Here is a 22,813-nt window from a genome sequence, read left to right on the forward strand (position 1 = left end):
CGCGCCGTGCAGGTCCGGGCCGAATCGGCCTGAACCGGCGTTCATCGCGCCATGTCGGACGGCATCGGCATGGCCACCGGCCCGAATGGCATAGGCTGGTCGCCGCGCGCGCGGGCTAAGCTCGGGCGGGGCAGCGCCGGGCCGGCCCCGTCGGCGTGAACACGCCGCGCCGGTCCCGCGATTGCGACGTTCATTTCCCTGAGGACCACATTCGATGACATCCGCCGCGACGACCCGTCACCCGACCCGTTGCACGCCGCCACGCACGCCCAGCCTGCTCGTGCTGGGGCTGCTGCTGGCCCTGGGCCTGACCCAGCCGGCCGCGGCCGCGCAGGCGGCCAGGAACGCCGCGCCGGCCGCAGCCAAGCCGCAGGCCGACGGCTACCAACTGCCGCCCAAGCCCTTGCAGGCCATCGTCGATGCGCCGCGCCCGCCGCAGATGTTCCTCAGCCCCCGTCGCGACCGCGTGGCGCTGGTGCAGACGCCGTCGCTGCCGGGCATCGCGCTGGTCGCGCAGCCGGAGTTGAAACTCGCCGGCCTGCGCATCCATCCGCGGGTGCGCGCGCAGAGCCGCTTCAGTTTCGGCAGCCAGTTGAGCCTGCTCGACACCGGCACCGGCAAGAGCATCGAGATCGAAGGCCTGCCGTCGCCGCTGTCGCTGGCGACCTTGCAGTGGTCGCCCGACCAGCGCTGGATCGCGTTCAACCGCATCGACACGGCCAGCGCGGCCAACGAGCTGTGGCTGATCGAACTGGAGACGCGTCACGCGCGCAAGCTGGTGTCCGGCCTCAACACGGTCGGCGCCGGTTACCAGTGGATGCCCGACAGCCGCCGCCTGCTGGTGCAGCTGCAGCCCGAAGGTCAGGGCGAGGTGCCGCCGAGCGACGCCACTCCGACCGGCCCGGCCGCGCAGGAAACCCAGGCCAGCGCCACCGTGCGCCAGATCCGCACCTACCAGGACCTGCTGCGCAACGAGAACGACGCGCGCCTGTTCGAGTACTACCTGCGCTCGCAGCTGGCCACCGTCGATCTGACCGGCCAGGTCGCCAAGGCCGGATTGCCGGCGTTGTACGTCGAAGTCGAGCCGTCGCCGGACGGCCGTCATCTGCTGGCGACCACGCTGGAGCGTCCGTTCTCGTACCAGGTGCCGGCGTCGCGGTTCGCGCACCGCATCGAGGTGCTGACGCCGGACGGCAAGTTCGAGTATGAAATCGCGCGGCTGCCCTTGGTCGAAGGCCTGCCGACCGGCAACGACGCGGTGCCCACCGGCGTGCGCGATATCGCCTGGCGCAGCGACGTGCCGGCGACCCTGGTCTGGGCCGAAGCGCAGGACGGCGGCGACCCGGCCCGCGCGGTCGACATCCGCGACGCGGTGCTGATGCAGGCCGCGCCGTTCGACAAGCCGCCGCAGACCTTGGCGCGGCTGTCCTATCGCTTCGAGGGCGCGCGCTGGGGCCGCGACGATCTGGCCCTGATCGAGGAGTCGTGGTGGAAGACGCGCCAGGTCCGGCAATGGCGCATCGCGCCCGATCATGGCGACCGCGTGCCCGAGTTGATCTTCGAGGGCAGCAGCGAAGACCGCTACAACGATCCGGGCGAGCCGCTGATGCAGCGCGACGACAACGGCCGCGAACGCCTGCTGACCTCCAGCGACGGCGCCAGCTTGTACTACAGCGGCGAAGGCGCCTCGGCCGAAGGCGACCGGCCCTTCCTCGACCGTTTCGACCTGGCCGGCAAGCAGCGCACCCGCCTGTTCCATTCGCAGGCGCCGTACTACGAGAAACCGTTCGCGTTGCTCGACGCCGACGCCAAGCGCCTGCTCACCACGCGCGAATCGCCGACCCAGCCGAGCAACCTGACCTTGCGCGACCTGTCCGCGGCCGATGCCGCGCCGCAGGCGCTCACGCATTTCCCGCATCCCACGCCGCAGCTCAAGGACATCAAGAAAGAACAGATCCGCTACAAGCGCGCCGACGGCGTCGAGCTGACCGCGAACCTGTACCTGCCGGCTGGTTATGACGCCAAGCGCGACGGGCCGCTGCCGATGCTGATGTACGCGTATCCGGCCGAGTTCAAATCGGCCAGCGCGGCCAGCCAGGTCAACGATTCGCCGTACCGCTTCAACGCGGTGAGCTATTGGGGCCCGCTGCCGTACCTGGCGATGGGCTATGCGGTGCTCGACAACCCGTCGATGCCGATCGTCGGCGAAGGCGACCGCGAACCCAACGACAGCTACATCGAGCAGCTCACCGCCAGCGCCCAGGCCGCGGTCGACGAAGTGGTGCGGCGCGGCGTCGCCGACCGCAACCGCATCGCGATCAGCGGCCATTCCTACGGCGCATTCATGACCGCGAACCTGCTCGCCCATACCCGTTTGTTCAAGGCCGGCATCGCCCGCAGCGGCGCCTACAACCGCACCTTGACCCCGTTCGGTTTCCAGGCCGAAGAACGCAACTACTGGCAGGCGCAATCCACCTACGAGGCGATGTCGCCGTTCAACTTCGCCGACAAGATCAAGGACCCGCTGCTGCTGATCCACGGCGAGCAGGACAACAACTCCGGCACCTTCCCGATCCAGAGCGAACGCATGTACGCCGCGATCAAGGGCCTGGGCGGCCACGCCCGGCTGGTGATGCTGCCGAACGAAAGCCACGCCTACCGCGCGCGCGAATCGATCATGCAGATGATGGCCGAGACCAATCGGTGGTTGGAGTTGTATGTGAAGAATGCCAAGCCCGACGCGCCGGTTTCAGGCAAGGCCCCGGCCAAGTCCGCGGCAAAATAAACCGATGAGTCGGTGAGGTAAGCCGGCGCCGCAGATGAGTAGGTCGACAACGGGGCGCGTGCGCCCCGTTGTCATTTCAGTGTGTGCATCCGAGCGACTCGCGGACCGTACTCGCAAGCACTCCTGCCGGATCAATTCGCGTCGCGCGAACGTCCGCGCCAGAGACGGCGAGCGACCGCGATGGTTCCGGTCACAGCGCCGATGACGATCAACAACCAGCCGATCGGAATCAGACCGAACGGTTCGTGCAACATGCCTTGCGCATCGATCGTCGAGCCGATCAGGTTGAATGCGAGCAGGCAGGCGCCACCGAGGGCGAGGAACGCGAGCGACAAGGTGGGCAGCGGGCTGATTCTGGTCATGGTCGGTTCCTGCAGTGAGTTGCGCTGAATTGCGGTCGAATGTGATCGATTGGTTTGAAGGCGGGCTTCAGCCGGTTGATGCAGCGGCCTGAGGTCTTTTGTGGGAGGGGCTTCAGCCCGATGCTCTTGTCTCAGATTGCCAAGCAGATGGTTCAAGCGCGACCGATCGACACCGCTATCCGAGCCGAAAGCGTCGGGGCTGAAGCCCCTCCCACAAAAGACTCCGGACCTCGCCAAGGTCGTGGCTTCTTGGGATGGATGCAGGTTGCTCGGCGCGTGTGGGCTAGCGATGAAGTGGACGTGAGGTGGGGCGTCGCGTGGATCGGTCGTTGGGCTGGATGAATGTCGAGACCGCATTCGCACACTGGGAGTCCGCCGGTCGCACCTGTCGTAGTCGCGATGCTATAAACGCCGCCGACAACCAACGGAGTGGACCATGTCGCATGCAGTACCCAGCAGACTTTTAACTCTCGCCGTGCTCGTCGCCGCCTTGTGCGCATGCGGGCGCGACGGCGGCGCCTCCGCTTCGGCGGACCCGTCAGGTGCCGCGTCGGCACCGGCCGCGACGGCGGATACGGCGTCGGCGAACGCGACAACGCCAACCGCCAACGCCGCGCCACTGACCGCTGGCGATCGCGAGTTCCCGGTCATCCCCACCATCGTCGTGCCCGACATCCTCGGCGTGACGCCGGCGCAGCGCGCGCTGGAAAGCTCGATGCAGGACCTGATCAATCCGATCGAGGGCGTCACCATCAAGCCCGCCCGCTGCGGCGATGGCGGCGCGTTGATCAACGACGCGGGCCTCACCCACCTCGACGCCCAAGGCAATCTGTCCCGCAACGACGGCAAGGGCACCTTCAATCTGAGCGCCGACGGCAGCGGTTCGGCCAATTACCAAGGCGGGTTGATCACGGTCAACGCCGACGGTTCGGGTTCGATCAACACCGGCGGCGATGAGGACGATGAGGACGAGGGCGAGAAAGCCGTCATCAGCGTCAACGCCGACGGTTCGGGCAGTTACACCGGTCGCGGCGACACCATCCACCTGGACGGCAAGGGCGGCGGCAGTTGGAACGGCGAGATGGGCCTGATCACCTATAACGGCGACGGCTCGGGCAGCTGGAACGGGCCGCAGGGCCTGATCACCATCAACGCCGACGGCTCGGGCACCTGGAACGGCCCGGACGGGTTGGTGCGCAACGACGGCAAGGGCCGCGGCACGGTCGGCACGCCGCCGCGCGAGATGGCGATGGCGCCGATCCCGAAGCTCGCGCCGGCCGGCCGTTTCCCGCTGTTGAACAAGTTCGTCGTGCCCGGCGCGCCGTGCGGCGTGCTGATCACGCTCAACGACAAGGTGCTGTTCGATTTCGACAAGTCCGACATCCGCCCGGACGCGGCGCAGGTGCTCGACACGCTGGCCGAAGCACTGGCCAAGATCGAGGCCAAGGGCATGCAGATCCGCGGCCATACCGACGCCAAGGGCAGCGACGACTACAACCTGTCGCTGTCCGATCGCCGCGCGCAGTCGGTGGTGGCGGCGTTGCGGCAGCGCGGCGCGGCGAAGGACGCCGACGCGCGCGGGTTCGGCGAGTCGCAGCCGGTCGCGCCGAACGAGGTCGACGGCCGCGACAATCCGTCCGGCCGCCAGCTCAATCGGCGGGTGGAGATCTACGTCAAGACCTGAACGCTTCGCCGCGCCGACGGATGCCGGCGATGCGACGCAAAAAAAACGGAGCGCCGAGGCGCTCCGTTTTTATTACTGCGATAGCGGTTGCGCGGGCGGCTTACTTCTTCAGCCCGGCGTCCTTGCGCAGTTCGTCGGCCTTGTCAGTCTTTTCCCACGAGAACGCGGTCGCGGTCTGCTTCTTGCCGGCGCCGTCGACGTAGGTCACTTCCTTCGGCTTGCGGCCGAAGTGGCCGTAGGCGGCGGTCAGCTGGTACACCGGGTGGATCAGGTCGAGCATCTTGACGATGCCGTACGGGCGCAGGTCGAAGTGCTTGCGGATCAGCTTCTCGATCTTGTCGTCGCTGATCTTGCCGGTGCCGAAGGTGGTGACCGAGATCGAGGTCGGCTCGGCCACGCCGATCGCGTAAGAGACCTGCACTTCGCAGCGGTCGGCCAGGCCGGCGGCGACGATGTTCTTGGCCACGTAGCGCGCGGCGTAGGCGGCCGAACGGTCGACCTTGGACGGGTCCTTGCCGGAGAACGCGCCGCCGCCGTGACGGGCCATGCCGCCGTAGCTGTCGACGATGATCTTGCGGCCGGTCAGGCCGCAGTCGCCGACCGGGCCGCCGATCACGAAGATGCCGGTCGGGTTGATGTGGACCTTGTTCTTCGGCAGCTTTTCCAGCCACGCCTTCGGCAGCACCGGCTTGAGGATGTGCTCGTACACGCCTTCGATCAGGTCTTTCTGCTTGATGCCCGGGTCGTGCTGGGTCGACAGCACTACCGCGTCCAGGCCGAGCACCTTGTGCTCGTTGTCGTAGCGCAGGGTGACCTGCGACTTGGCGTCCGGACGCAGCCACGGCAGCTTGGAATTCTTCTGCTTGCGGATCTTGGCCTGCTGCTCGACCAGACGGTGCGAGTAGTAGATCGGCGCCGGCATGTATTCCGGGGCTTCGTTGCAGGCGTAGCCGAACATCAGGCCCTGGTCGCCCGCGCCTTGTTCTTCGGGCTTCTTGCGGTCGACGCCGGCGGCGATGTCGGGCGACTGCTTGCCGAGCATGTTGATGATCGCGCAGGTGTGGCCGTCGAAACCGACATTCGAATTGTTGTAGCCGATGTCGTTGATGACCTTGCGCGCCAGGCCTTCGATGTCGACCCAGGCGCTGGTGGTCACTTCGCCGGCGACGATGGCCGCGCCGGTCTTGACCAGGGTTTCGCAGGCCACGCGCGCGCGCTTGTCCTGAGCGAGGATGGCATCGAGCACCGCATCGGAAATCTGGTCGGCGATCTTGTCCGGATGGCCTTCGGACACGGACTCGGAAGTGAACAGGTAGCTCGACATCGGGCGGATATCCTTCGATTCGGATAAAAAGATGGCCGCATAGGATACAGCCTCGGCCGGGAGCGCGCATTGTGCCGTGCCCGGGGGTTGTCCGGGCGTTAAGCGGCCCCTGAACGCCTGTTGTCCGCCCGGCCTTTGGGCGGGCGCGGGGCCGGGGCGAGCGTGGGACCCTATTGCGGCATGCCAGGACGGCGCGGATTTCATGTCGTTCAGGTGCGCAAAACAGGCCGGGTCGGCGCTGTCATGCGACTGACCCGAAACCGCCATGTGGCTGTCGCCGCGCCGGCCCAGGCTGCGCGGCATACCGCCGCCCCTCAGATGCGACGATCCCGATGCTGCAATTCGAACGCCGACTGGAAGAACGTTTTCCGCAATGGTTCCGTGGCCGCCGCGCCGCGCTGGCCCGGCCGTTGATCCGGACCATCGGGCGTTGGTCGAAATTCGACCACATCGACCAGTTCCTGGCCGAAACCAGCCACCTGCGCGATTTCGATTTCGTCAGCGCGTCGCTGGATTTCGTCCAGGCGCGCTATCTGCTCGATTCGGCCGAGCTGCAGCGCATTCCGCGCAGCGGCCGGCTGCTGATCGTGGCCAACCATCCCTCCGGCGCGGTCGACGCGCTGGCCCTGCTCGACGCGGTCGGGCGGGTGCGGCGCGACGTCAAGATCATCGCCAACGACCTGCTGCTGGCCCTGGACGGGCTGACCGGGCTGCTGCTGCCGATCCGCATCCTCGGCGGCCGGCCGAGCGCGGAGAGCCTGCACGCGATCGAGGCGGCGTTGAACGAGGAGCAGTGCGTGATCGTGTTCCCGGCCGGTGAAGTCGCCCGCCTGGGCCTGCGCGGAGTCACCGACGGGCGCTGGCAGCGCGGCTTCCTGCGCTTCGCCCGGCGCACCAACGCGCCGGTGCTGCCGGTGCGGATCGAGGCGCGCAATTCGGCGCTGTTCTACGGCGCCTCGGCGCTGTTCAAGCCGGCCGGCACGGCCTTGCTGGCGCGCGAGATGTTCGCCCGCCGCGCCCGCCGCATCGCCCTGCGCATCGGCCGCCCGCTGCATCTGCCCGCCGACGGCAACCCGAACCAGTTGCTGCGCGAGGTGCGGCGCGAACTGCACGCGATCGGCACCCCGCGCGAACGCGCCGCGCCGGTCGGGCCCGAGCCGCTGATCGAGCCGGTCGATCCGGTCCAGGTGCGCGCGGGCGTGGACGCGCTGGAATCGCTGGGCCAGACCCTCGACGGCAAGCAGATCCGGGTCGGCACCCTGCGTGCGGGTTCGCCGCTGCTGCGCGAAATCGGCCGCCTGCGCGAGCTGACCTTCCGCGCCGTCGGCGAGGGCACCGGCCAGCGCCTGGACGTGGACATCTACGACAGCTGGTACGAACACATCGTGCTGTGGGACGAGGCCGAGGCGAAGATCGCCGGCGCCTACCGCATCGCGCGCGGCAGCCGGGTGCTGGCCGAACGCGGCCTGGCCGGTTTGTACACCGCGTCCTTGTTCCGCTACGCCGACGATGCGGTGCCGCGCCTGGCCCAGGGCATGGAACTGGGCCGCAGCTTCGTCGCGCCCGAATACTGGAACAGCCGCAGCATCGATTACCTGTGGCAGGGCATCGGCGCCTATCTGATGCGGCATCCGAGCGTGCGTTACCTGTTCGGGCCGGTGTCGATCAGCGCCGCGCTGCCGCCGGACGCGCGCGAGCAGATCGTGGCCTATTACGCGCGCTACTACGGCCAGCTGGAATCCGAAGCGTTCTCCAAGCAGCCGTTCGTGTATCGCCAGGCGCCGCCGCAGTTCGACGAACTCGATGCCGCCACTGCCTTCCGCGTGCTCAAGAACAACCTCGACGCGCTCGGCACCAGCGTGCCGATGCTCTACAAGCAGTACACCGACCTGTGCGAACCCGGCGGCGCGCGCTTCCTCGCGTTCGGCGTCGACCCGGCGTTCAGCGATTCGGTCGATGGCCTGATCGAAGTCGACCTGCAGCGCCTGCGCCCGAAGAAGCGCGAGCGCTACCTCGGCGCATCGCCGTCGCGCGCCGAAGCGGGCGCGACGAGCCACGCGCAAGCGGACGCCGCCCCCGACACCTGACCCCGTCGCCCAGCGAGAACGTGTCATGAGCCCAGCATCGATCACGCCCTTGCCGATACGCCGCCGCGCGGTATTCGTGTCCGATGTGCATCTGGGGGCCAAGCACTGCCATGCGGCGGAACTGGCCGATTTCCTGGGCCATCTGCGCTGTGATCGCTTGTACCTGGTCGGCGACATCGTCGACCTGTGGTGGATGTCGCAGCGGCGCGCGAGCTGGGGCGCGGCGCAGTACCGGGTGGTCGAGGCGCTGCACGCGCTGGCCCGCGCCGGTACCGAGTTGATCTACGTGCCCGGCAATCACGATCGTTCGGTACGCCGCTTCTGCGGTCTGGCGCTGCCACGCATGCAGGTGCGCCGGCGCGCGATCCACCTGACCGCCGACGGCCGCCGCTTGTTGGTCACCCACGGCGACGACTACGACACGGTGACCCAGTTCGGCGGCATGCAGGAGAAATTCGGCGACTGGCTGTACGAACGCATCCTCACCGGCAACCAGCTCACCAACCGGGTGCGGCGCCGCTTCGGCCTGCGCTACTGGTCGCTGGCGGATTTCCTCAAGCGCCGCAGCGGCGCGGCCGAGCGCTACATCTCGCGTTTCGTCCAGGCCGGCTTGAACGACGCGCGCCAGCGCGGGCTGGACGGCATCGTCTGCGGCCATATCCACCGCGCGGCCTTGTTCGAACGCGACGGCTGCATCTATGCCAACGACGGCGACTGGGTGGAAAGCCTGACCGCGCTGGCTGAAGATCCCGACGGCACGCTGCGGCTGCTGGCGCATACCGGCGAGACCTTGGCCGTGTTGCCGGCGCGCGCGCCTCGGTTGGCGGCGCAGGAAGCGTTGCCGCACGCGGCTTGATACGGGGCGGGCGGCCCTCATCCGCCCTGTCGGGCACCTTCTCCCGCAAGCGGGAGAAGGCAGCGGCGATGCCTCTCGCACCTTCTCGGCCTTCTCCGCCTTACCCAAGCACGGAACACCACGGCTTCTGGCTCCCTCTCCCGCTTGCGGGAGAGGGCTGGGGTGAGGGCCGCCGCGCGTTCGCCGCGATCACCCTTCAGCAATCGCCCGTCGCAACGCCGCCTTCGCCAACAACCGCGTCGAATCCAACGTAGGCAACGCCGAATTCTCATCGCCGATGATCAGCGGAATCTCGGTACACCCCAGCACCACCGCATCGCAGCCGCGCGCCTTGAGCCCTTCGATGACCTGCTGGAAATACGCCACCGTCGACGGCTTGAACACCCCGTACACCAGCTCGTCCATGATCAGCCGGCCGATCGCCGCGCGCTGCTGCGCGTCGGGCCGCACGAACTCCAGCCCCAGCGCGCCGAGCTTGTCGGGATAGACCTCGCTCTCGACCAGCCACTGCGTGCCGGTCAGGCCGATCCGGCGGAAGCCGCGTTCGACCGCGCTGCGCGCGACCACGTCGGCGATGTGCAGCCACGGCAGCGGCGAGCGCGGCAGCACGTAGTCCATCGCCTGATGGATGGTGTTGTCGGGACAGATCAGGAACTGCGCGCCGGCGCTGGCGAGCTTGTGCGCCGAAGACAGCATCAACTCGCCGACACCGTCGATATCGCCGCGATCCAGGCAGGCCACATAGTCGGCCAGCGAATGGGTATGCAGCGCGATCTGCGGATGCGCATGCGGGCCGAGCAGGGCCGCGCCTTCGCTGCAGATCGTCCGATAGCACAGCGCGGCGCCTTCGGCCGAACAGGCGACGATGCCGATGGACGCTGGTTTGGGCATGGGAACTCCTGAGCGGACGCAATGGACATCGCTATATTGCCGAAGCCGCTGTAGGAGCGGCGCAAGCCGCGACCGCGGCATCAGGCTTGCGTCGTTGGTGTGAGGTCGCGGTCGCGGCTCACGCCGCTCCTACACGGAGCCCGCGCCAACAATCGCCGCGGGAAAACGAAAAACAAACGCCCGCCTTTTGCCGTATCGGTAGCATTCGCGGATGGATTCACTGACCCAGATCGTGCTCGGCGCCGCACTGAGCGCCGCCATCGCCCCTGCCAAACACCGCCGCGCGGCCCTGCTTGCGGGCGCGGCGCTGGGCACCTTGCCCGACCTCGACGTGATCCCGGTCAACCTGTTCACCGACGATCCGGTCGCGCGCATGACCTGGCATCGCAGCCTGAGCCATTCGCTGCTGGTGCTGCCGTTCGTGGCCTGGGCGATCTGGGGCTGGTGCCGCGCGCGCGGCGGGCGCGTGGCCGAATCGCCGAAGCGTTGGTTCTGGGCGATGCAGGCCGCGCTGCTGACCCATCCGCTGCTCGACGCGTTCACCGTCTACGGCACCCAGTTGCTGTGGCCGCTGCCGATGAAGCCGATGATGTGGTCGAGCGTGTTCATCATCGATCCGCTGTACACGATCTGGCTGCTGATCGCCTGCGTGATCGCCTGGTTCTGGCACGAACGCCGCCTGGCGCAGCCGGCCTTGCTGGTCGGGCTGGGCCTGAGTTCGCTGTACCTGGGCGGTTCGCTGTGGGCCAAGCATCGGGTCGAACGCGATGCCGCGCCGGCACTGGCCAAGCTCGGCCTGGAAAACGCGCCGCGTTTCTCGGTGCCCACGCCGTTCAACACCCTGCTGTGGCGCGTGGTGGCGATGACGCCGGACGGTTTCGTCGAAGGCGAACGCTCGCTGGCCGCCGATCGCGGGCCGATGCAGTTTCGTCACTACCGTTCCGACATTCCCGCCTTCACCCAGGTCAACGGCTACCCGGCGGTGCATCGCCTGCAATGGTTCAACCACGGCTTCATGAAGGCCGAACAGCAAGACGGGCGACTGCTGCTGAGCGACCTGCGCATGGGCGCCGAACCCGATTACACCTTCCGCTTCGCCGTGGCCGAACGCGACGGCGAGAACTGGCGCGAGATCGAACCCGAACAACTGCAGTGGTCGGCGGACGTGAAGCAGGCGCTGCCGGCGATGTGGGCGCGGATCTGGAACGAGCCGGCGATCCTTGCCGATGCCGATGCGGACGTGCATTCGCTGCAGCGGGCGACGGCGATGCGCGCGCAGGTACACAGCGATACGCTGAAATAGGCGTTCGGACGCGACCGATCCGCGCTGCGGTGCAGTGGGTGCGTCGCGGTACCAAGCCGTGAACGCGTCATCGGCGGATCGGACGTTGCATAATTCTCGGCGGCGTCGCCCGCCACCACGCCCTGCCTGCGCGGCGACGAACCGCCGCGGCGCGGCCTGTCAGATCATCCGAGGTACACCATGCATCACCTTCCGCAGCGGCTCGGCCTGGCCATGTGCGTGCTGCTCGCGCTCGCCGTCACCGGCTGCGCCACCTTCGCCCGCGGCTCCACCCAGTCGCTGACCATCGACAGCCTGCCCGGCGGCGCGACCGTGTCGCTGTCCAACGGCGAACGCTGCTCGACCGCCCTGCACGCTCAAGCTCAAGCGCAAGTACCCGGTCGCGGTCGAATTGTGCAAACCCGGTTACCGCCAGGCCCTGGCCCAGGTGCGCAGCCAGGTGGGCGGCGCGGGCGCGGCCGGCCTGGCCGGCAACATGCTGATCGGCGGGCTGATCGGGGCGGGCGTGGACGCGGCCAGCGGCGCGGCCAAGGACCTGAATCCCAACGTGGTCGCCGTGTTGCTGCTCGAAGAAGCGCCCGGCTGCACCGTGCCGAAATTTCCGCTGGTGCCCGAGCACGGGCAGACGCCGGAAGATTACGCGCAGCAAAAGAGCAAGCGTAAGAAATAGCGCGCGGCGTTATTGCGGCGCGAGACCGATCGGGCGACCGCCGCAAGCTCGCAGGCGTCCGCCGGCCCGGCGCTCCTCAGCCCGCATCGTCCTTCGGCTGAGCGCGATACCGCCGTTCGATCCGCTCCAGATTGCGATACACGCGTTCGCTATCGTCGGGGAAATGCCCGCAGTACGCCGCTCCCGCCAGCTTGAACAGCTCGATGGCATCGTCCATGGGCACGACGGATTCGATATTGCTGAAAAACAAGGTGACGCCCTGGAACTGCGAGGGATCGTCGAAGTCGTTTCCATCGCCAGATGCAGATACTCGTGGACACCGCATCCGTAACCGGTGGACAGCTCATACAGCAAGGCCGGGAAACCGATGATCTTGTTGCGCTCGAATTCGCCGAGAATGTAGAACAGATAGTCGCCGCCGTCGCCTTTGGCGAGGAATCGCGGTTCCAGGCCGTCCAGCCATGATGGCGGTTGTGTCCGAGTGTCCATGGCATCGTTTCTCGATAGTTCCTGCCTTGCGGGCAGCGTCCGGCCATGCGCGGGGGATCAGGCCGCGGCCGACAGTTCCGGTGTCACCCCGGCGATCAAGGCATCGAAATAATCGCGCGTCAGCTGCAATTGCAACTGCGCCGAATCGGCGCGGTTGACCACTGCGCGAAATGCGATGTTTTCCGGCCGATCCTTTGCGTACCAGCCCAGATGCTTGCGCGCGATGCGCACGCCGGCGACTTCGCCGTAGAACGCGTGCAGGTGTTCGAGGTGGCCGAGCAGGATGTCGCGCACTTCGCGCAGCGACGGCGGCGGCAGTTCCTCGCCGTGTTCCAGGTAGTGGGCGATCTCGCGGAAGATCCACGGCCGCCCCTGCGCGGCGCGGCCGACCATGACCGCGTCGCAACCGGTATGCGCGAGCACGAGCGCGGCCTTGCGCGGCGAATCGATGTCGCCGTTGGCGATCACCGGGATCGACAGCTCGGCCTTGATCGCGGCGATGGTGTCGTATTCGGCCTGGCCGGTGTATTGCTGGTCGCGGGTGCGGCCGTGCACCGCGAGCGAGGCGATACCGGCGTCCTGGGCGATGCGCGCGATGCTCGGCGCGTTGCGCTGGTCGTGGTCCCAGCCGGTGCGGATCTTGAGCGTGACCGGCACGTCGACCGCCTTGACCACCGCCTCGACGATGCGCGCGACCAGGCTTTCGTCGCGCATCAGCGCCGAACCGGCCCAGGCGTTGCAGACCTTCTTGGCCGGGCAGCCCATGTTGATGTCGATCAGCTGGGCGCCGTGGTCGACGTTGTAGCGCGCGGCCTCGGCCATGATCTGCGGCACGGTGCCGGCGATCTGCACGCTGATCGGGTCGGGCTCGCCGTCGTGGTCCATGCGATGGCGCGACTTGGCGGTGTTCCAAAAGCGCGGGTCGCTGGTGGTCATCTCCGACACGCACAGGCCCGCGCCCAGGCGCTTGGCCAGCACGCGGAAGGGTTTGTCGGTGACCCCGGCCATGGGCGCGAGGATCACGCGCGGGGCGATGGAGTGGGGGCCGATGCGCATGGCGCTAGTGTAAGCCACGCGACGCCGGGCGCCCGGAGCGGGGCGCGGGCCGGATCGGCGACCGGGTCCGCGGGTGCGGGTTCGAGGCGGTGAGTTCGAGACAGCGCCATCAGATCGGCTGACAGCCGTCCGGCACGGCTTGGACCCATGCAAACGATCGTGGCCGCGCGATTCCGCGCGGCCACGGCCCAGGCCGGCCCCTGCGGGCCGACTTTGGGTGATCGCTCAGCCGCCGCTGTTGTCTTCGATGGTCGTGGTGGGGCCGTTCTGCTTGACCGAGGTGATCCCGTTCTCGCGCGCCGCGTCGCTGTTGTACAGCTCGCTGGTGCCGATGACCTGGTGGTTGGCGGCTTTCAGCACGAAATACGGCTTGTTGTTGGACGCCAGCTTGCGCTCGTAGCGCGCATCGATCGGGCTGTTGGTCTGCACCGAGTGGATGCCGTTCAAGGCCGAGGCGTGAGTGGTGTAGCTCTCGCTGCTCAGAATGGTTTCGCCGTTGCCGGCCTTGAGCACGAAGTGGTACTGACCGTTGCTCTGCTTGCTGATGACGTACTTGCCTGACATGTTCGTTCCCTCGTTGAGCCGCCCGTGGCGGACGTGTGACTTCCGGTTACACGTCCATAGAACGTGCTTGTGAAGCCGGACCGGTCGGACGGGGATGTTTCAGGAATGAACGGTTTGCGTATCGTTCAATGGCCTTTGGGCCGCAGAACCCCGATTTCGCCGAGCCAGTTCTCGACCAGCGAAGGCCACGCCGCGACGACCGGGTGTTCCATGCGCCTCAAGCCGAAGGCATGGCCGCCCTTGGCGAACAGATGGACTTCCGCCTGGACGCCGGCCGCATCGAGCGCGCGCGCATACACCGTGCTGTTGCAGATTTCGTCGACCGGGTCATCCCATGCCTGCAGCAGGAACGTGGGCGGTGTTCGCCGGCTGACGCGTATGCCGGGGTCCAGGCTCGCGCCGGAGCGACACAGGTGGCCGGGATAGAACGCAATGGCGAAGTCCGGGCGGCTGCTGATCGTGTCGATCGCATCCACCGGCGTGTAGGCCGGTTCGAAAATATTGCTCGTCTGCACGACCAGATAGCCGCCCGCCGAGAAACCCATGGCGCCGATCTTGTTCGGATCGACGCCCAGTTCGCCCGCCCTGGCGCGAACCAGCCTGATGGTCCTTTGCGCGTCCTGAAGCGCGCGGGGGATCTTGGGCGTGACAGCGCATTGGCACTCGCTGTCCCAATGATGGTTGCTTTTGGGAACGCGGTACTTCGACAAGATGCAGGTGATTCCTTTCGAGGCGATCCATCCGCAGATCTCGGTGCCTTGCTTGGTGACCACGACCGCTTTGAACCCGCCGCCGGGAAATACAACGATCGCCACGCCGGTGTTCTCGCCTTGCGGTGGGAACACGGTCATCGTCGGAGCGGCGACGTCCCAGGCCGCCTCGGACGTGCGTCCTTCCAGCGCGTCGGGTGTTTGCGCGATTTCAATTCGTTCCGGGCCTTGAACGACGCCCTGCATGTCCGGCGCACCGTCAGGCCAGATCGCGGTTTGCTTCAAGCCGCGCGGCGGCTGCCAGATGCCCTTGACCCAGGTGTTGGGTGTCTGCGCGGGTTTCGCCGATGGTGGTGCCGGGATGGGTTCGGCCTCGGGCGCTCGCGCCACGGCGATTGCGGCAATTGCGTTCGACCACCCCAGGATGCACGCGAGCAGCAGGCAGGTTCGGCCCAGTGACGATGGTGCGCGTCGGACTTGCGGTGCGATAGAGTCCATGCTGGAAAGCCCCGTTTGGCGGAGATTTCGATTCTGGTGTCCGCGCCGAAGCGCGAGTAGCGACGATTTCTTTTGCTTGCCTCAATCAAATCTTGCAGCGGCTGCTGGTGTTGCGTAGGAAGAGCGCTGGCGGCTCGGTCCCTGTGCCTTCGGTTCGGATGGCGGCATTGTCCGTGGCGCTTTTCTCATCTGAGAGGAAAGCATCGGGGCTGAAGCCCCTCCCACAAAAGACTTCGCGGCATCGGTATTGGGATCGACGCAGACGGTGGCGTCGATCAACGTCCGCGTCGTCGCCGCCAGAACAGGAAGCCGGTGATCAGCAGGAACGCCGGCACCAGGCCGGTCAACGCGATCGCGATCTGCCACGCGCGTCCGCCGACGAAGCCGCCGTGCAGCGGATAGATCGCATCGAAGCTGCGCGAGCCGCGGCCTTGCGCGGTCGCGTCCTGGGCGCCGATCGCCACGCCGCGGTACGGATCGATCCAGACCTGGCTGCGCCCGACCGGATGCCATTCGGCCGGCATGCGCGCGCGGATCGAGACCAGGCCGCTGCCGGACTTGGGCAGGCCGATGCGGCGCAGCTGCGCGCCGGCCAAGGCGCCGCCCGGCGCGACCGCGCTGTCGGCCGCGCGCAGCACCGCGTCCCAGTCGGTCGGCTGATCGCTGGCGGCGAGTTTCGGCGGCTTGGCCGGCTTGCCGTCGCCGAAGCTCGCGCGCAGTGCGTTGCGCGCGACCTCGTCGTAGACCATCGAGGTGCCGGTCAACGCCGCGAGCAAGGTCAGCGGCAGCAGCCACAGGCCCAGGCCGCGATGCCTGCTGAGCCAGCGTCGCGTCGGCGGCCCGCGGTACCACTTCAGGCTCGCCGCCAGCGCCGACCAGCGCGGCCACCACAGGTACAAACCGCTGAGCAGCATGAACACCGCGACGAGGCCGACCACGCCGAGCACCTGTTCGCCGGTCTTGCCCGACAACAGGTGGGTGTGCAGATCGCGCAGCCACAACACCGCGTCGTTGCCGGTGTTGCGGGTCAGCAGCAGTTCGCCGCTGGCCGGGTCGAAGTAACGCCGCTCGTTGTCGGGAAAATAGCCCTGCCACACCGGCAGCTGCGGCGTTGGCAGGTCCAGCGAACTCATGCCCTGCGTCTGCCACTGTCCGACGATGCGTTGCAGCGCCTGGCTGCGTTGCTGCGGAGTGATCGCGGCGTCGCGTTGCAGTTGCGGATACGCCCACAGCGCGAGTTCGCGCTGGAACGCGAGCACCGTGCCCGACAAGGCCACCAGCGCGAACGCGGTGCCTAGGCTCAGGCCCAGCCACAGGTGCAGCCACTGCAGGACCGCACGCGATCGTGATCGCGTGCGGGGCGGTGAATTCGCGGGGGCCTGGCGGTTGCTCATGGCTGGGCGTGGGCGGCGGTTGGTTTGGATGCGGTCGGGTTAAAAACGATGCGACCAGCTCGCGCTGAACACCCGGCCGCGTCCGGACACGTAGGTGTCGTTGCGCGGCGTGCTCTGCGAGTAGTAGGTGATGTACTGCTCGTCGAACAGATTCTCCACGCCCAGGTTCAACTGCCCCAGCGGCAGCGTGAAGCGCGCTTGCAGGTCGACGGTGGTGTAGCCGTCGGTGCTGGCCACGCGCACGCCGCGCAGATCGAAATCGCGATCGAGCGCGCGGCTGCCCTGCAGGCGGGTCGACACGGTGTCGTTCCAGGTCTGGTCCCAGAACGCGGTGATGCGGTCGGGGCTGATGTTGATGCCCGGTAGGTCGCTGTCGACGCGATCGTCGCCGTCGCTGTCGTAGCGCCCGTTGGCCTGCGCGTAACCCACGCCGACCCGGCCTGCATCGGAGAACTGGAACGCGACGTTGCTCTCGATGCCGCGAATTTCGGTGCGCTCGCGCACGACGAAATAACTCTGGGTGTTGCGATCGAACGCCAGGCGCGAACCCAGGTCGGAATCGGACCAGTACGCGGCCAGGTGCGCGAGCCAGCGGCCGTTGTCGAAGTCCACGCCGATCTCGCGGTTATCCGACACCACCGGCGACAGGTCGACGAGTTGATCGACACGCTGGTTCGGCGTGGTGATGCCGCGCAGCACCCGGCCGATGTCGGCGACGGTGTAGCCCTCCGAGTACGAGGCGTAGAACTTCAGCGCGTCGGTCGCTTCGAACACGATGCCGTAATTGGGCAGGGTTTCGCGGGTCTTGGGCGAGCCACCCTCGACGAAGCGGCTGCCGCCGGCATTGGCCGGAATGGTGGTGAAATCGCCGACTTTCAGCGTGCCGCGCTCATGGCGCACGCCCGCGGTCAGCATCACCTTGTCGGCGACCCACCACTCGGCCTGCACGAACGGCGACCACGATTCGTACTGGGTTTGCGGCACCCACTTGAGCTGCGAGACCACCAGTTCCTGGTAGGTCTTGTCGCGGTTCCAGTCCAGGCCGCCGGTCACGCGCAGGCGCTGGTCGAACAGGTTGTCGCGCGACCAGCTGAACTTGCCGCCGGTCTTCTGCGACACGTTTTGCGACTGATCCCACCAGTGCAGGTCGCGGCCGTCGCGCCAGAAATCTTCCCAGTCGGTGGCGCCGTACAGACCCTTGAAGTCGACCCAGAACAACTGCGCGTTGAAGAAACCGCCGGCCAGTTGCTTGTCGGTGTAGTCCAGCACCAGCGAGGTCGAGCGGTTGCGCGCGCCTTCGCCTTCGCGGCTGCCGCGCGCGGAGGTCGCCAGCTTGCCGGTGCGGATGTCGCCGTTGACGGTGATGTAGTCGTTGTTGCCCTGCAGTTCGTAGCGGTTCGCGGTGAGTTGCAGGCGGCGGCGATCGTCGATGTTCCAGCCGGCCTTGGCGAAGAAGTTATGCGTGCGCGCGTCCATCAGGTCGCCCTGGATGTCGTTGACCGCGATCGCATCGCCGTTGCCGTCAAAGTACAGGCCCTCGCTGGCGTAGGACACGCCGCCGACGAAGTCGAACGCGCCGCGGCGGGTGCCGAACAGGTAGGACGCGCGATAGCCGGTGCCGTCGCTCTGGCTCGGCAGCGCGGTGCTGGCGCCGATGCTGAAGTCCTGGAAGGTCTCGCCGTCCTGGCGCGGCGCGCGCTTGGTGATGATGTTGATGATGCCGCCCGACGCACCCAGGCCTTGCAGCGCGTTGGCGCCGTGGATGACCTCGATGCGTTCGATCATCGCCGGATCGACGGTGTGGCCGTCGCGGCCGCCTTCGCGCAGCGGGGTGGACTGCGGCACGCCGTCGACCAGGTACAGCGGCTTGCGCCCGCGAAGGGTCTCGCCGCCGTTGGTCAGCTTCTGCCGCGAGGGCGAGAACGAGGGGATCAGGTTGGCCAGCACCTGCGAGATGTCCTGGGTCACCGCCAACTGCTGGTTGAGCTGCTCGCGGTCGATCACCGTGATCGTGTTGGCCAGCGCGGCCTCGGAATTGGGCGTGCGGCTGGTGCTGGCCGAGACGGTGACGCGGTCGATGTCTTTGGCGTCGGCTTCGGCGGCCTGGGCGACGGGCACGGCAAGCGCGGCCAGCAAGGCGCTGGCGAGGAGCGTGGAGCGGGGCATGGGGGCGGGGACCTGGAAACTGCGACAGGGTTGGCATGCTAATGCGAACCATTCTCAATTTAAAGGCCGGCGGATGGGTGGCGGTCGTCTTGGGAGCCGGGCAGGGCCCGGGGCAGGCGACGCGGGGCGGAAACGAGGACGAGCCGCTCGAATCCTTCTCCCGCGTGCGGGAGAAGGTGGTCCGAAGGACCGGATGAGGGTGCTTCGACTGCCCTCGGTACCCTCACCCCAACCCCTCTCCCGTAAGCGGGAGAGGGGCTTAGGCGGGGAAGCGCGCCCGCAAGTCGGCGTCGTTGGGCATCGCCGCGGCCGCGCCCGCGCGCTCGGTTGACAGGCCGGCGTAGCGGTTGGCATAGGCGACGTGTTCGCCGAAGGGCTGGTCGCCCGCGCGCGCCAGCGACGCGGCCAGGGCGCCGTTGAAGGCATCGCCCGCGCCGGTGGTGTCGACGGCCTGCACCGCCGCGGCCGCGACCCGGTAACAGGCCTGGGCGTCGCCGCGCAGCGCGCCGTCGGCGTGCGAGACGAAGCAGCCGGACTTGCCGAGGGTCACGATCACGCTGCCGTGCGGCAACAGCGCGCGGCAGTGCGCGTGCAATTGCGCATCGTCCAACGCAGCGAGAGTGTCGGGATCGAGTTCGCTGCCGGTGCGCCGGCGCAGTTGCGCGCAGAACTCGGTTTCGTTCGGCGTGATCGCATCGCTCAGCGCCCACAGCTGCGTGCTGACGACCGCATCGGCCGGGGCCGGGTTGAGCAGGGTCAGTGTGCCGGCTACGCGCGCCAGCGCGAACGCGGCGGCGGCCGATTCGACCGGCGTTTCCAATTGGGTGAGCACCACGTTCGCGGCACTGATCGCCGCGCGGTGTTCGTCGATGAACTGCGGCGACAGCTGCGCGTTCGCGCCCGGGCCGATCACGATGCTGTTGCGGCCGTCGGCGTCGACGTAGATGCCGGCGGTGCCGGTCGGCGCATCGCTTCGCAGCTCGCGCAGGTCGATGCCGTCGGCGCTTGCGAGCGCACGCGCTTGCTGACCACCGGCGTCGTCGCCCAGCGCGCACACGAACGCGGTCTGCGCGCCAGCGCGCGCCGCCGCGGTGGCCTGGTTGAAACCCTTGCCGCCGGGGCCGGTGTGGTAGGTGCCGGCGAGAGTTTCGCCGGGGCGCGGCAACACCGGCAGCGCCCACACGTGATCGACATTGAACGAGCCGACCACGACGACGTGGCCGTTAGGCAGGTCGGTCATGAACTTAAGCGGCGAAGTGGGTCAGCACGCCCGCGATGGTCGCGGTCATGAAGGTGGCGATCGAACCGCCGAGCACCGCGCGCAGGCCGAACCGGGCCAGGTCCTGGCGACGTTCCGGGGCCAGCCCGCCGATGCCGCCGATCTGGATCGCGATCGAGCTGAAGTTGGCGAAGCCGCACAGCGCGTAAGTCGCGATCAGGCGGCCTTCGTCGCTGAGCGACATGCCGGCGACCTTGCCGTTGACGATGTCGGCCAAGTGCGTATACGCGACGAATTCGTTGAGCACGACCTTCTCGCCGATCAGACCGCCGACCACGGTCGCATCGCTCCACGGCGTGCCGATCACCCAGGCGATCGGCGCCAGCACGAAGCCGAGCAGGGTCGACAGGTCGGTCGGACGGCCGAGCGCGGCGGCCAGGCCGGTCTGCTCGCCCAGCCAGGTCAGCGGCGCGTTGACCAGCGCGATCAGGGCGATGAAGGCCAGCAGCATCGCGCCGATGTTCAGCGCCAGGCGCAGGCCGTCGCCGGCGCCGGCCGCGGCCGCGTCGATGATGTTGGCGGTGGTCTTCTCGATTTCCATCTTGACCGTGCCGCGGGTCAGCGGCTCGCCGGTTTCGGGTACGAGGATCTTGGCGATCACCAGGGTCGCCGGCGCGGCCATGATCGAGGCGGCCAGCAGATGCTTGGCGTAGAACGCCTGCTGGACCGGGTCGCCGGCGCCGAGCATGCCGACATAGGCCGCGAGCACGCCGCCGGCGATGTGGGCCATGCCGCCGATCATCATCGTGATCAGCTCGGACTCGGTCATCTTGCTGATGTACGGGCGCACGGTCAGCGGCGCCTCGGTCTGGCCGATGAACACGCTGGCGCACACGCTGGTGGTTTCCGCGCCGGACACGCGCATGACCTTGGTGATCGCCCAGGCCATCGCCCGCACGATCGCCTGCATCACGCCCAGGTGATAGAGCACGCCCATCAGGGCCGAGAAGAAGATGATCGTCGGCAGCACCTGGAAGGCGAAGATGAAGCCGAATTTGCTGACGTCCATCAGGTCGCCGAAGATGAACTTCGAGCCGGCGCCGACGAATTCGAGCACGTGGACGAAGCCCTTGCCGATCGAATCGAACACGTCCTTGCCGCCGGGCACCAGCAGCACCACCGCGGCGAAGGCGATCTGCAGCGAGATGCCGATCCCGACCAGTTTCCAGTCGACCGCGCGACGCTTGATCGAGAACACCCACGCAATGCCTACGAGCACCGCCAAACCGAACAGGCCGAAGGCCACGCGCGAAATCGAATCCACTCCACTCTCCCCGGCGCCGGGGCACCGGCGGCTTTTTGACGTCTAATTAGTCGGCGCAGACTAGAGGCTGGCCGCCTCAGCGGCAAGCCGCGGCGCAGCGCAATCGCGTTTCAAGCGTTGAAAAGACGCCCGGGCGGCTTTTTGTATGGACGCCGCGGCGGCGATCGCGGCGTTTTTTGCGGGCCGCGGCGGCCTAAAGGTCACGCGCCACCACCCGGTTGCGCCCGGATTGCTTGGCCCGCTGCAGGCGCAGGTCGGCCCGACGCAGCAGCCGCGACAGGTCGCCGCCCTCCTGCGGAAAGGTCACCAGGCCGGCGCTGAAGCTCAGCCACAGCGGCTCGGCGCCGCGGCCGGGTTCGAACGGGCGCTCGGCGACCGCGCGCCGGATCGCGTCGACTTCCTCGAACGCGGTGCCCAGCGGCTTGCGCATCACCAGCAGGAACTCGCCGCCGCTCAGCCGCACCAGCCATTCGCTGGGCTCGGACTGCTCGCGCAGCACCGTGACCAGGTGGCGCAGGCTGCGGTCGCCGAGGCGGTGGCCGTAGTCGTCGTTGATGCGCTTGAAGTGGTCCAGGTCGATCAGGGCCAGGGTCAGGCTGCCGCCGTCGCGGCGCACCGCGTCGAACAGGCGCGGGATGCGATGGGTCAGCCAGGTCCGGTTCGGCAGCCGGGTCAGGCCGTCGGTGCCCGACATCTCGATCAGGCGCTGCATGCGGTAGACGATCATCGACGTCGCCACGGTCATCATCGCCAGCAGCACCAGGCGCTGGGTCTGGCTGCCGACGGTGACCGCGCCGTAGTCGCTGGACATCAAGTCCTCGGGCGAACCGGCCGAGGCGAACACCCACAGCACCAGCAGGCCGTACTGGATCAGCGCGAGCGCGCCGGCGAACAAGGTCACCCGGCCGTCGCTGCGCAGCGCGGTCAGCAGGATCGCCAGCAGATAGCCGCACCACACGATCAGGCTGTTGAGGCCGGCCGGCAGGTGCTGCGCGGCCAGCATCGCCAGCACCAGGGTGGTCGCGGTGACGTCGAACCCGGCGGTGCAGAACGGCAGCCAGCGGTAACGGCGCTGCCGCCGCGCCAGCGCCAGCCACAGCTGCGAGAACACGTTGACGAAGATCGCCCCGCCCAGGCCGATCATGGTTTCCTTGACGCTGCCGCCGCCCATCGCGTTGAGCAACGGCAACAGCAGCAGCATCGCCGCGAGCACCGCGCGCAGCCGCGCCACCAGCAGTTCGCCGCCGGCGCCGATCTCGAGCATGATTTCGTCCGGCCGCAACAGCAGCGCCACGATCACGCTGCGCATCCGACCGCCCACGCCTTGGTACATCCCGGTTCCCGTTTACGGCCAAGCGCGGCCCGCGGCGAGCATAGCGCGACCGCGCGCGGGCGAACGTGCCGGCGAATCGACCCGCCGCCGCGCAGCGG

At 67.9% G+C, this 22,813-nt stretch carries 19 protein-coding genes; 7 read left to right on the top strand and 12 right to left on the bottom strand.

Annotated elements, in window-relative coordinates:
- The first annotated feature begins 214 nt into the window (after positions 1-214).
- Positions 215-2,785, top strand: coding sequence for a S9 family peptidase (locus tag KME82_RS05300; RefSeq protein WP_215497597.1), 2,571 nt, complete (start codon positions 215-217; stop codon positions 2,783-2,785).
- A gap of 131 nt (positions 2,786-2,916) precedes the next feature.
- Here the strand turns inward: KME82_RS05300 and KME82_RS05305 are convergent, their stop codons facing one another.
- Positions 2,917-3,303, bottom strand: coding sequence for a DUF3955 domain-containing protein (locus KME82_RS05305; RefSeq protein WP_215497598.1), 387 nt, complete (start codon positions 3,301-3,303; stop codon positions 2,917-2,919).
- Between the two features lie 280 nt (positions 3,304-3,583).
- On the opposite strand from KME82_RS05305, the gene KME82_RS05310 reads away from it, so the two are divergent.
- The gene (locus KME82_RS05310) at positions 3,584-4,831 is read left to right on the top strand and encodes an OmpA family protein (protein WP_215497599.1); all 1,248 of its coding nucleotides are present in this window, start codon (positions 3,584-3,586) and stop codon (positions 4,829-4,831) included.
- Between the two features lie 100 nt (positions 4,832-4,931).
- Here the strand turns inward: KME82_RS05310 and metK are convergent, their stop codons facing one another.
- Positions 4,932-6,155 (bottom strand): methionine adenosyltransferase, encoded by a 1,224-nt coding sequence (gene metK / locus KME82_RS05315; RefSeq protein ID WP_215497600.1) that lies wholly within the window; start codon positions 6,153-6,155, stop codon positions 4,932-4,934.
- Between the two features lie 332 nt (positions 6,156-6,487).
- Here metK and KME82_RS05320 point away from each other — a divergent pair, with 332 nt between their 5' ends.
- Both KME82_RS05320 and KME82_RS05325 read left to right on the top strand, forming a co-directional pair.
- Positions 6,488-8,242, top strand: coding sequence for a lysophospholipid acyltransferase family protein (locus KME82_RS05320; protein WP_215497601.1), 1,755 nt, complete (start codon positions 6,488-6,490; stop codon positions 8,240-8,242).
- Positions 8,243-8,267: 25 nt separating this feature from the next.
- On the top strand, positions 8,268-9,098 hold the full coding sequence (locus KME82_RS05325; protein WP_215497602.1) for a UDP-2,3-diacylglucosamine diphosphatase: 831 nt from the start codon (positions 8,268-8,270) through the stop codon (positions 9,096-9,098).
- A gap of 189 nt (positions 9,099-9,287) precedes the next feature.
- Here the strand turns inward: KME82_RS05325 and KME82_RS05330 are convergent, their stop codons facing one another.
- Positions 9,288-9,989, bottom strand: a complete 702-nt coding sequence (locus tag KME82_RS05330; RefSeq protein ID WP_215497603.1) for an aspartate/glutamate racemase family protein — start codon at positions 9,987-9,989, stop codon at positions 9,288-9,290.
- Between the two features lie 211 nt (positions 9,990-10,200).
- Here KME82_RS05330 and KME82_RS05335 point away from each other — a divergent pair, with 211 nt between their 5' ends.
- Both KME82_RS05335 and KME82_RS05340 read left to right on the top strand, forming a co-directional pair.
- Positions 10,201-11,292, top strand: a complete 1,092-nt coding sequence (locus tag KME82_RS05335; RefSeq protein ID WP_215497604.1) for a metal-dependent hydrolase — start codon at positions 10,201-10,203, stop codon at positions 11,290-11,292.
- A gap of 391 nt (positions 11,293-11,683) precedes the next feature.
- Positions 11,684-11,962: a hypothetical protein gene (locus KME82_RS05340; RefSeq protein WP_215497605.1), complete on the top strand. Its 279-nt coding sequence runs from the start codon at positions 11,684-11,686 to the stop codon at positions 11,960-11,962.
- A 76-nt stretch (positions 11,963-12,038) separates the two neighbouring features.
- On the opposite strand, the gene KME82_RS05345 is transcribed toward KME82_RS05340, so the two are convergent.
- Positions 12,039-12,179, bottom strand: coding sequence for a hypothetical protein (locus KME82_RS05345; RefSeq protein ID WP_215497606.1), 141 nt, complete (start codon positions 12,177-12,179; stop codon positions 12,039-12,041).
- A gap of 95 nt (positions 12,180-12,274) precedes the next feature.
- Here KME82_RS05345 and KME82_RS05350 point away from each other — a divergent pair, with 95 nt between their 5' ends.
- Entirely contained in the window at positions 12,275-12,427 is a 153-nt protein-coding gene (locus KME82_RS05350) for a hypothetical protein (protein ID WP_215497607.1), read from the top strand.
- 81 nt (positions 12,428-12,508) lie between these two features.
- Here the strand turns inward: KME82_RS05350 and dusB are convergent, their stop codons facing one another.
- From dusB to KME82_RS05390, 8 genes are all read right to left on the bottom strand, one after another.
- On the bottom strand, positions 12,509-13,507 hold the full coding sequence (gene dusB, locus KME82_RS05355) for a tRNA dihydrouridine synthase DusB (protein ID WP_215497608.1): 999 nt from the start codon (positions 13,505-13,507) through the stop codon (positions 12,509-12,511).
- A 225-nt stretch (positions 13,508-13,732) separates the two neighbouring features.
- The gene (locus KME82_RS05360; RefSeq protein WP_036106938.1) at positions 13,733-14,071 is read right to left on the bottom strand and encodes a YegP family protein; all 339 of its coding nucleotides are present in this window, start codon (positions 14,069-14,071) and stop codon (positions 13,733-13,735) included.
- A 125-nt stretch (positions 14,072-14,196) separates the two neighbouring features.
- Entirely contained in the window at positions 14,197-15,279 is a 1,083-nt protein-coding gene (locus KME82_RS05365; RefSeq protein ID WP_252255632.1) for an alpha/beta hydrolase, read from the bottom strand.
- A gap of 275 nt (positions 15,280-15,554) precedes the next feature.
- Complete coding sequence (locus tag KME82_RS05370; protein ID WP_215497609.1) at positions 15,555-16,673, bottom strand: PepSY-associated TM helix domain-containing protein; 1,119 nt, start codon at positions 16,671-16,673, stop codon at positions 15,555-15,557.
- 39 nt (positions 16,674-16,712) lie between these two features.
- Positions 16,713-18,839 (bottom strand): TonB-dependent receptor, encoded by a 2,127-nt coding sequence (locus tag KME82_RS05375; RefSeq protein ID WP_215497610.1) that lies wholly within the window; start codon positions 18,837-18,839, stop codon positions 16,713-16,715.
- Positions 18,840-19,098: 259 nt separating this feature from the next.
- Positions 19,099-20,079, bottom strand: a complete 981-nt coding sequence (locus tag KME82_RS05380; protein WP_215497611.1) for a ribokinase — start codon at positions 20,077-20,079, stop codon at positions 19,099-19,101.
- Between the two features lie 4 nt (positions 20,080-20,083).
- Positions 20,084-21,382, bottom strand: coding sequence for a NupC/NupG family nucleoside CNT transporter (locus tag KME82_RS05385; protein ID WP_215497612.1), 1,299 nt, complete (start codon positions 21,380-21,382; stop codon positions 20,084-20,086).
- A 193-nt stretch (positions 21,383-21,575) separates the two neighbouring features.
- Positions 21,576-22,715, bottom strand: coding sequence for a GGDEF domain-containing protein (locus KME82_RS05390; protein WP_215497613.1), 1,140 nt, complete (start codon positions 22,713-22,715; stop codon positions 21,576-21,578).
- Between the last annotated feature and the right edge of the window lie 98 nt (positions 22,716-22,813).

The sequence above is a fragment of the Lysobacter capsici genome, assembly GCF_018732085.1.
GTDB lineage: Bacteria > Pseudomonadota > Gammaproteobacteria > Xanthomonadales > Xanthomonadaceae > Lysobacter > Lysobacter capsici_A.

What these genes read in the sequence shown, in the direction of transcription:
- KME82_RS05300 (WP_215497597.1), top strand. Translation starts at nt 215, where the DNA reads ATGACATCCGCCGCGACGACCCGTCACCCGACCCGTTGCACGCCGCCA.
- KME82_RS05310 (WP_215497599.1), top strand. Translation starts at nt 3,584, where the DNA reads ATGTCGCATGCAGTACCCAGCAGACTTTTAACTCTCGCCGTGCTCGTC.
- metK (WP_215497600.1), bottom strand. Translation starts at nt 6,155, where the DNA reads ATGTCGAGCTACCTGTTCACTTCCGAGTCCGTGTCCGAAGGCCATCCG.
- KME82_RS05320 (WP_215497601.1), top strand. Translation starts at nt 6,488, where the DNA reads ATGCTGCAATTCGAACGCCGACTGGAAGAACGTTTTCCGCAATGGTTC.
- KME82_RS05325 (WP_215497602.1), top strand. Translation starts at nt 8,268, where the DNA reads ATGAGCCCAGCATCGATCACGCCCTTGCCGATACGCCGCCGCGCGGTA.
- KME82_RS05330 (WP_215497603.1), bottom strand. Translation starts at nt 9,989, where the DNA reads ATGCCCAAACCAGCGTCCATCGGCATCGTCGCCTGTTCGGCCGAAGGC.
- KME82_RS05335 (WP_215497604.1), top strand. Translation starts at nt 10,201, where the DNA reads ATGGATTCACTGACCCAGATCGTGCTCGGCGCCGCACTGAGCGCCGCC.
- KME82_RS05345 (WP_215497606.1), bottom strand. Translation starts at nt 12,179, where the DNA reads ATGGACGATGCCATCGAGCTGTTCAAGCTGGCGGGAGCGGCGTACTGC.
- dusB (WP_215497608.1), bottom strand. Translation starts at nt 13,507, where the DNA reads ATGCGCATCGGCCCCCACTCCATCGCCCCGCGCGTGATCCTCGCGCCC.
- KME82_RS05360 (WP_036106938.1), bottom strand. Translation starts at nt 14,071, where the DNA reads ATGTCAGGCAAGTACGTCATCAGCAAGCAGAGCAACGGTCAGTACCAC.
- KME82_RS05365 (WP_252255632.1), bottom strand. Translation starts at nt 15,279, where the DNA reads ATGGACTCTATCGCACCGCAAGTCCGACGCGCACCATCGTCACTGGGC.
- KME82_RS05370 (WP_215497609.1), bottom strand. Translation starts at nt 16,673, where the DNA reads ATGAGCAACCGCCAGGCCCCCGCGAATTCACCGCCCCGCACGCGATCA.
- KME82_RS05375 (WP_215497610.1), bottom strand. Translation starts at nt 18,839, where the DNA reads ATGCCCCGCTCCACGCTCCTCGCCAGCGCCTTGCTGGCCGCGCTTGCC.
- KME82_RS05380 (WP_215497611.1), bottom strand. Translation starts at nt 20,079, where the DNA reads ATGACCGACCTGCCTAACGGCCACGTCGTCGTGGTCGGCTCGTTCAAT.
- KME82_RS05390 (WP_215497613.1), bottom strand. Translation starts at nt 22,715, where the DNA reads ATGTACCAAGGCGTGGGCGGTCGGATGCGCAGCGTGATCGTGGCGCTG.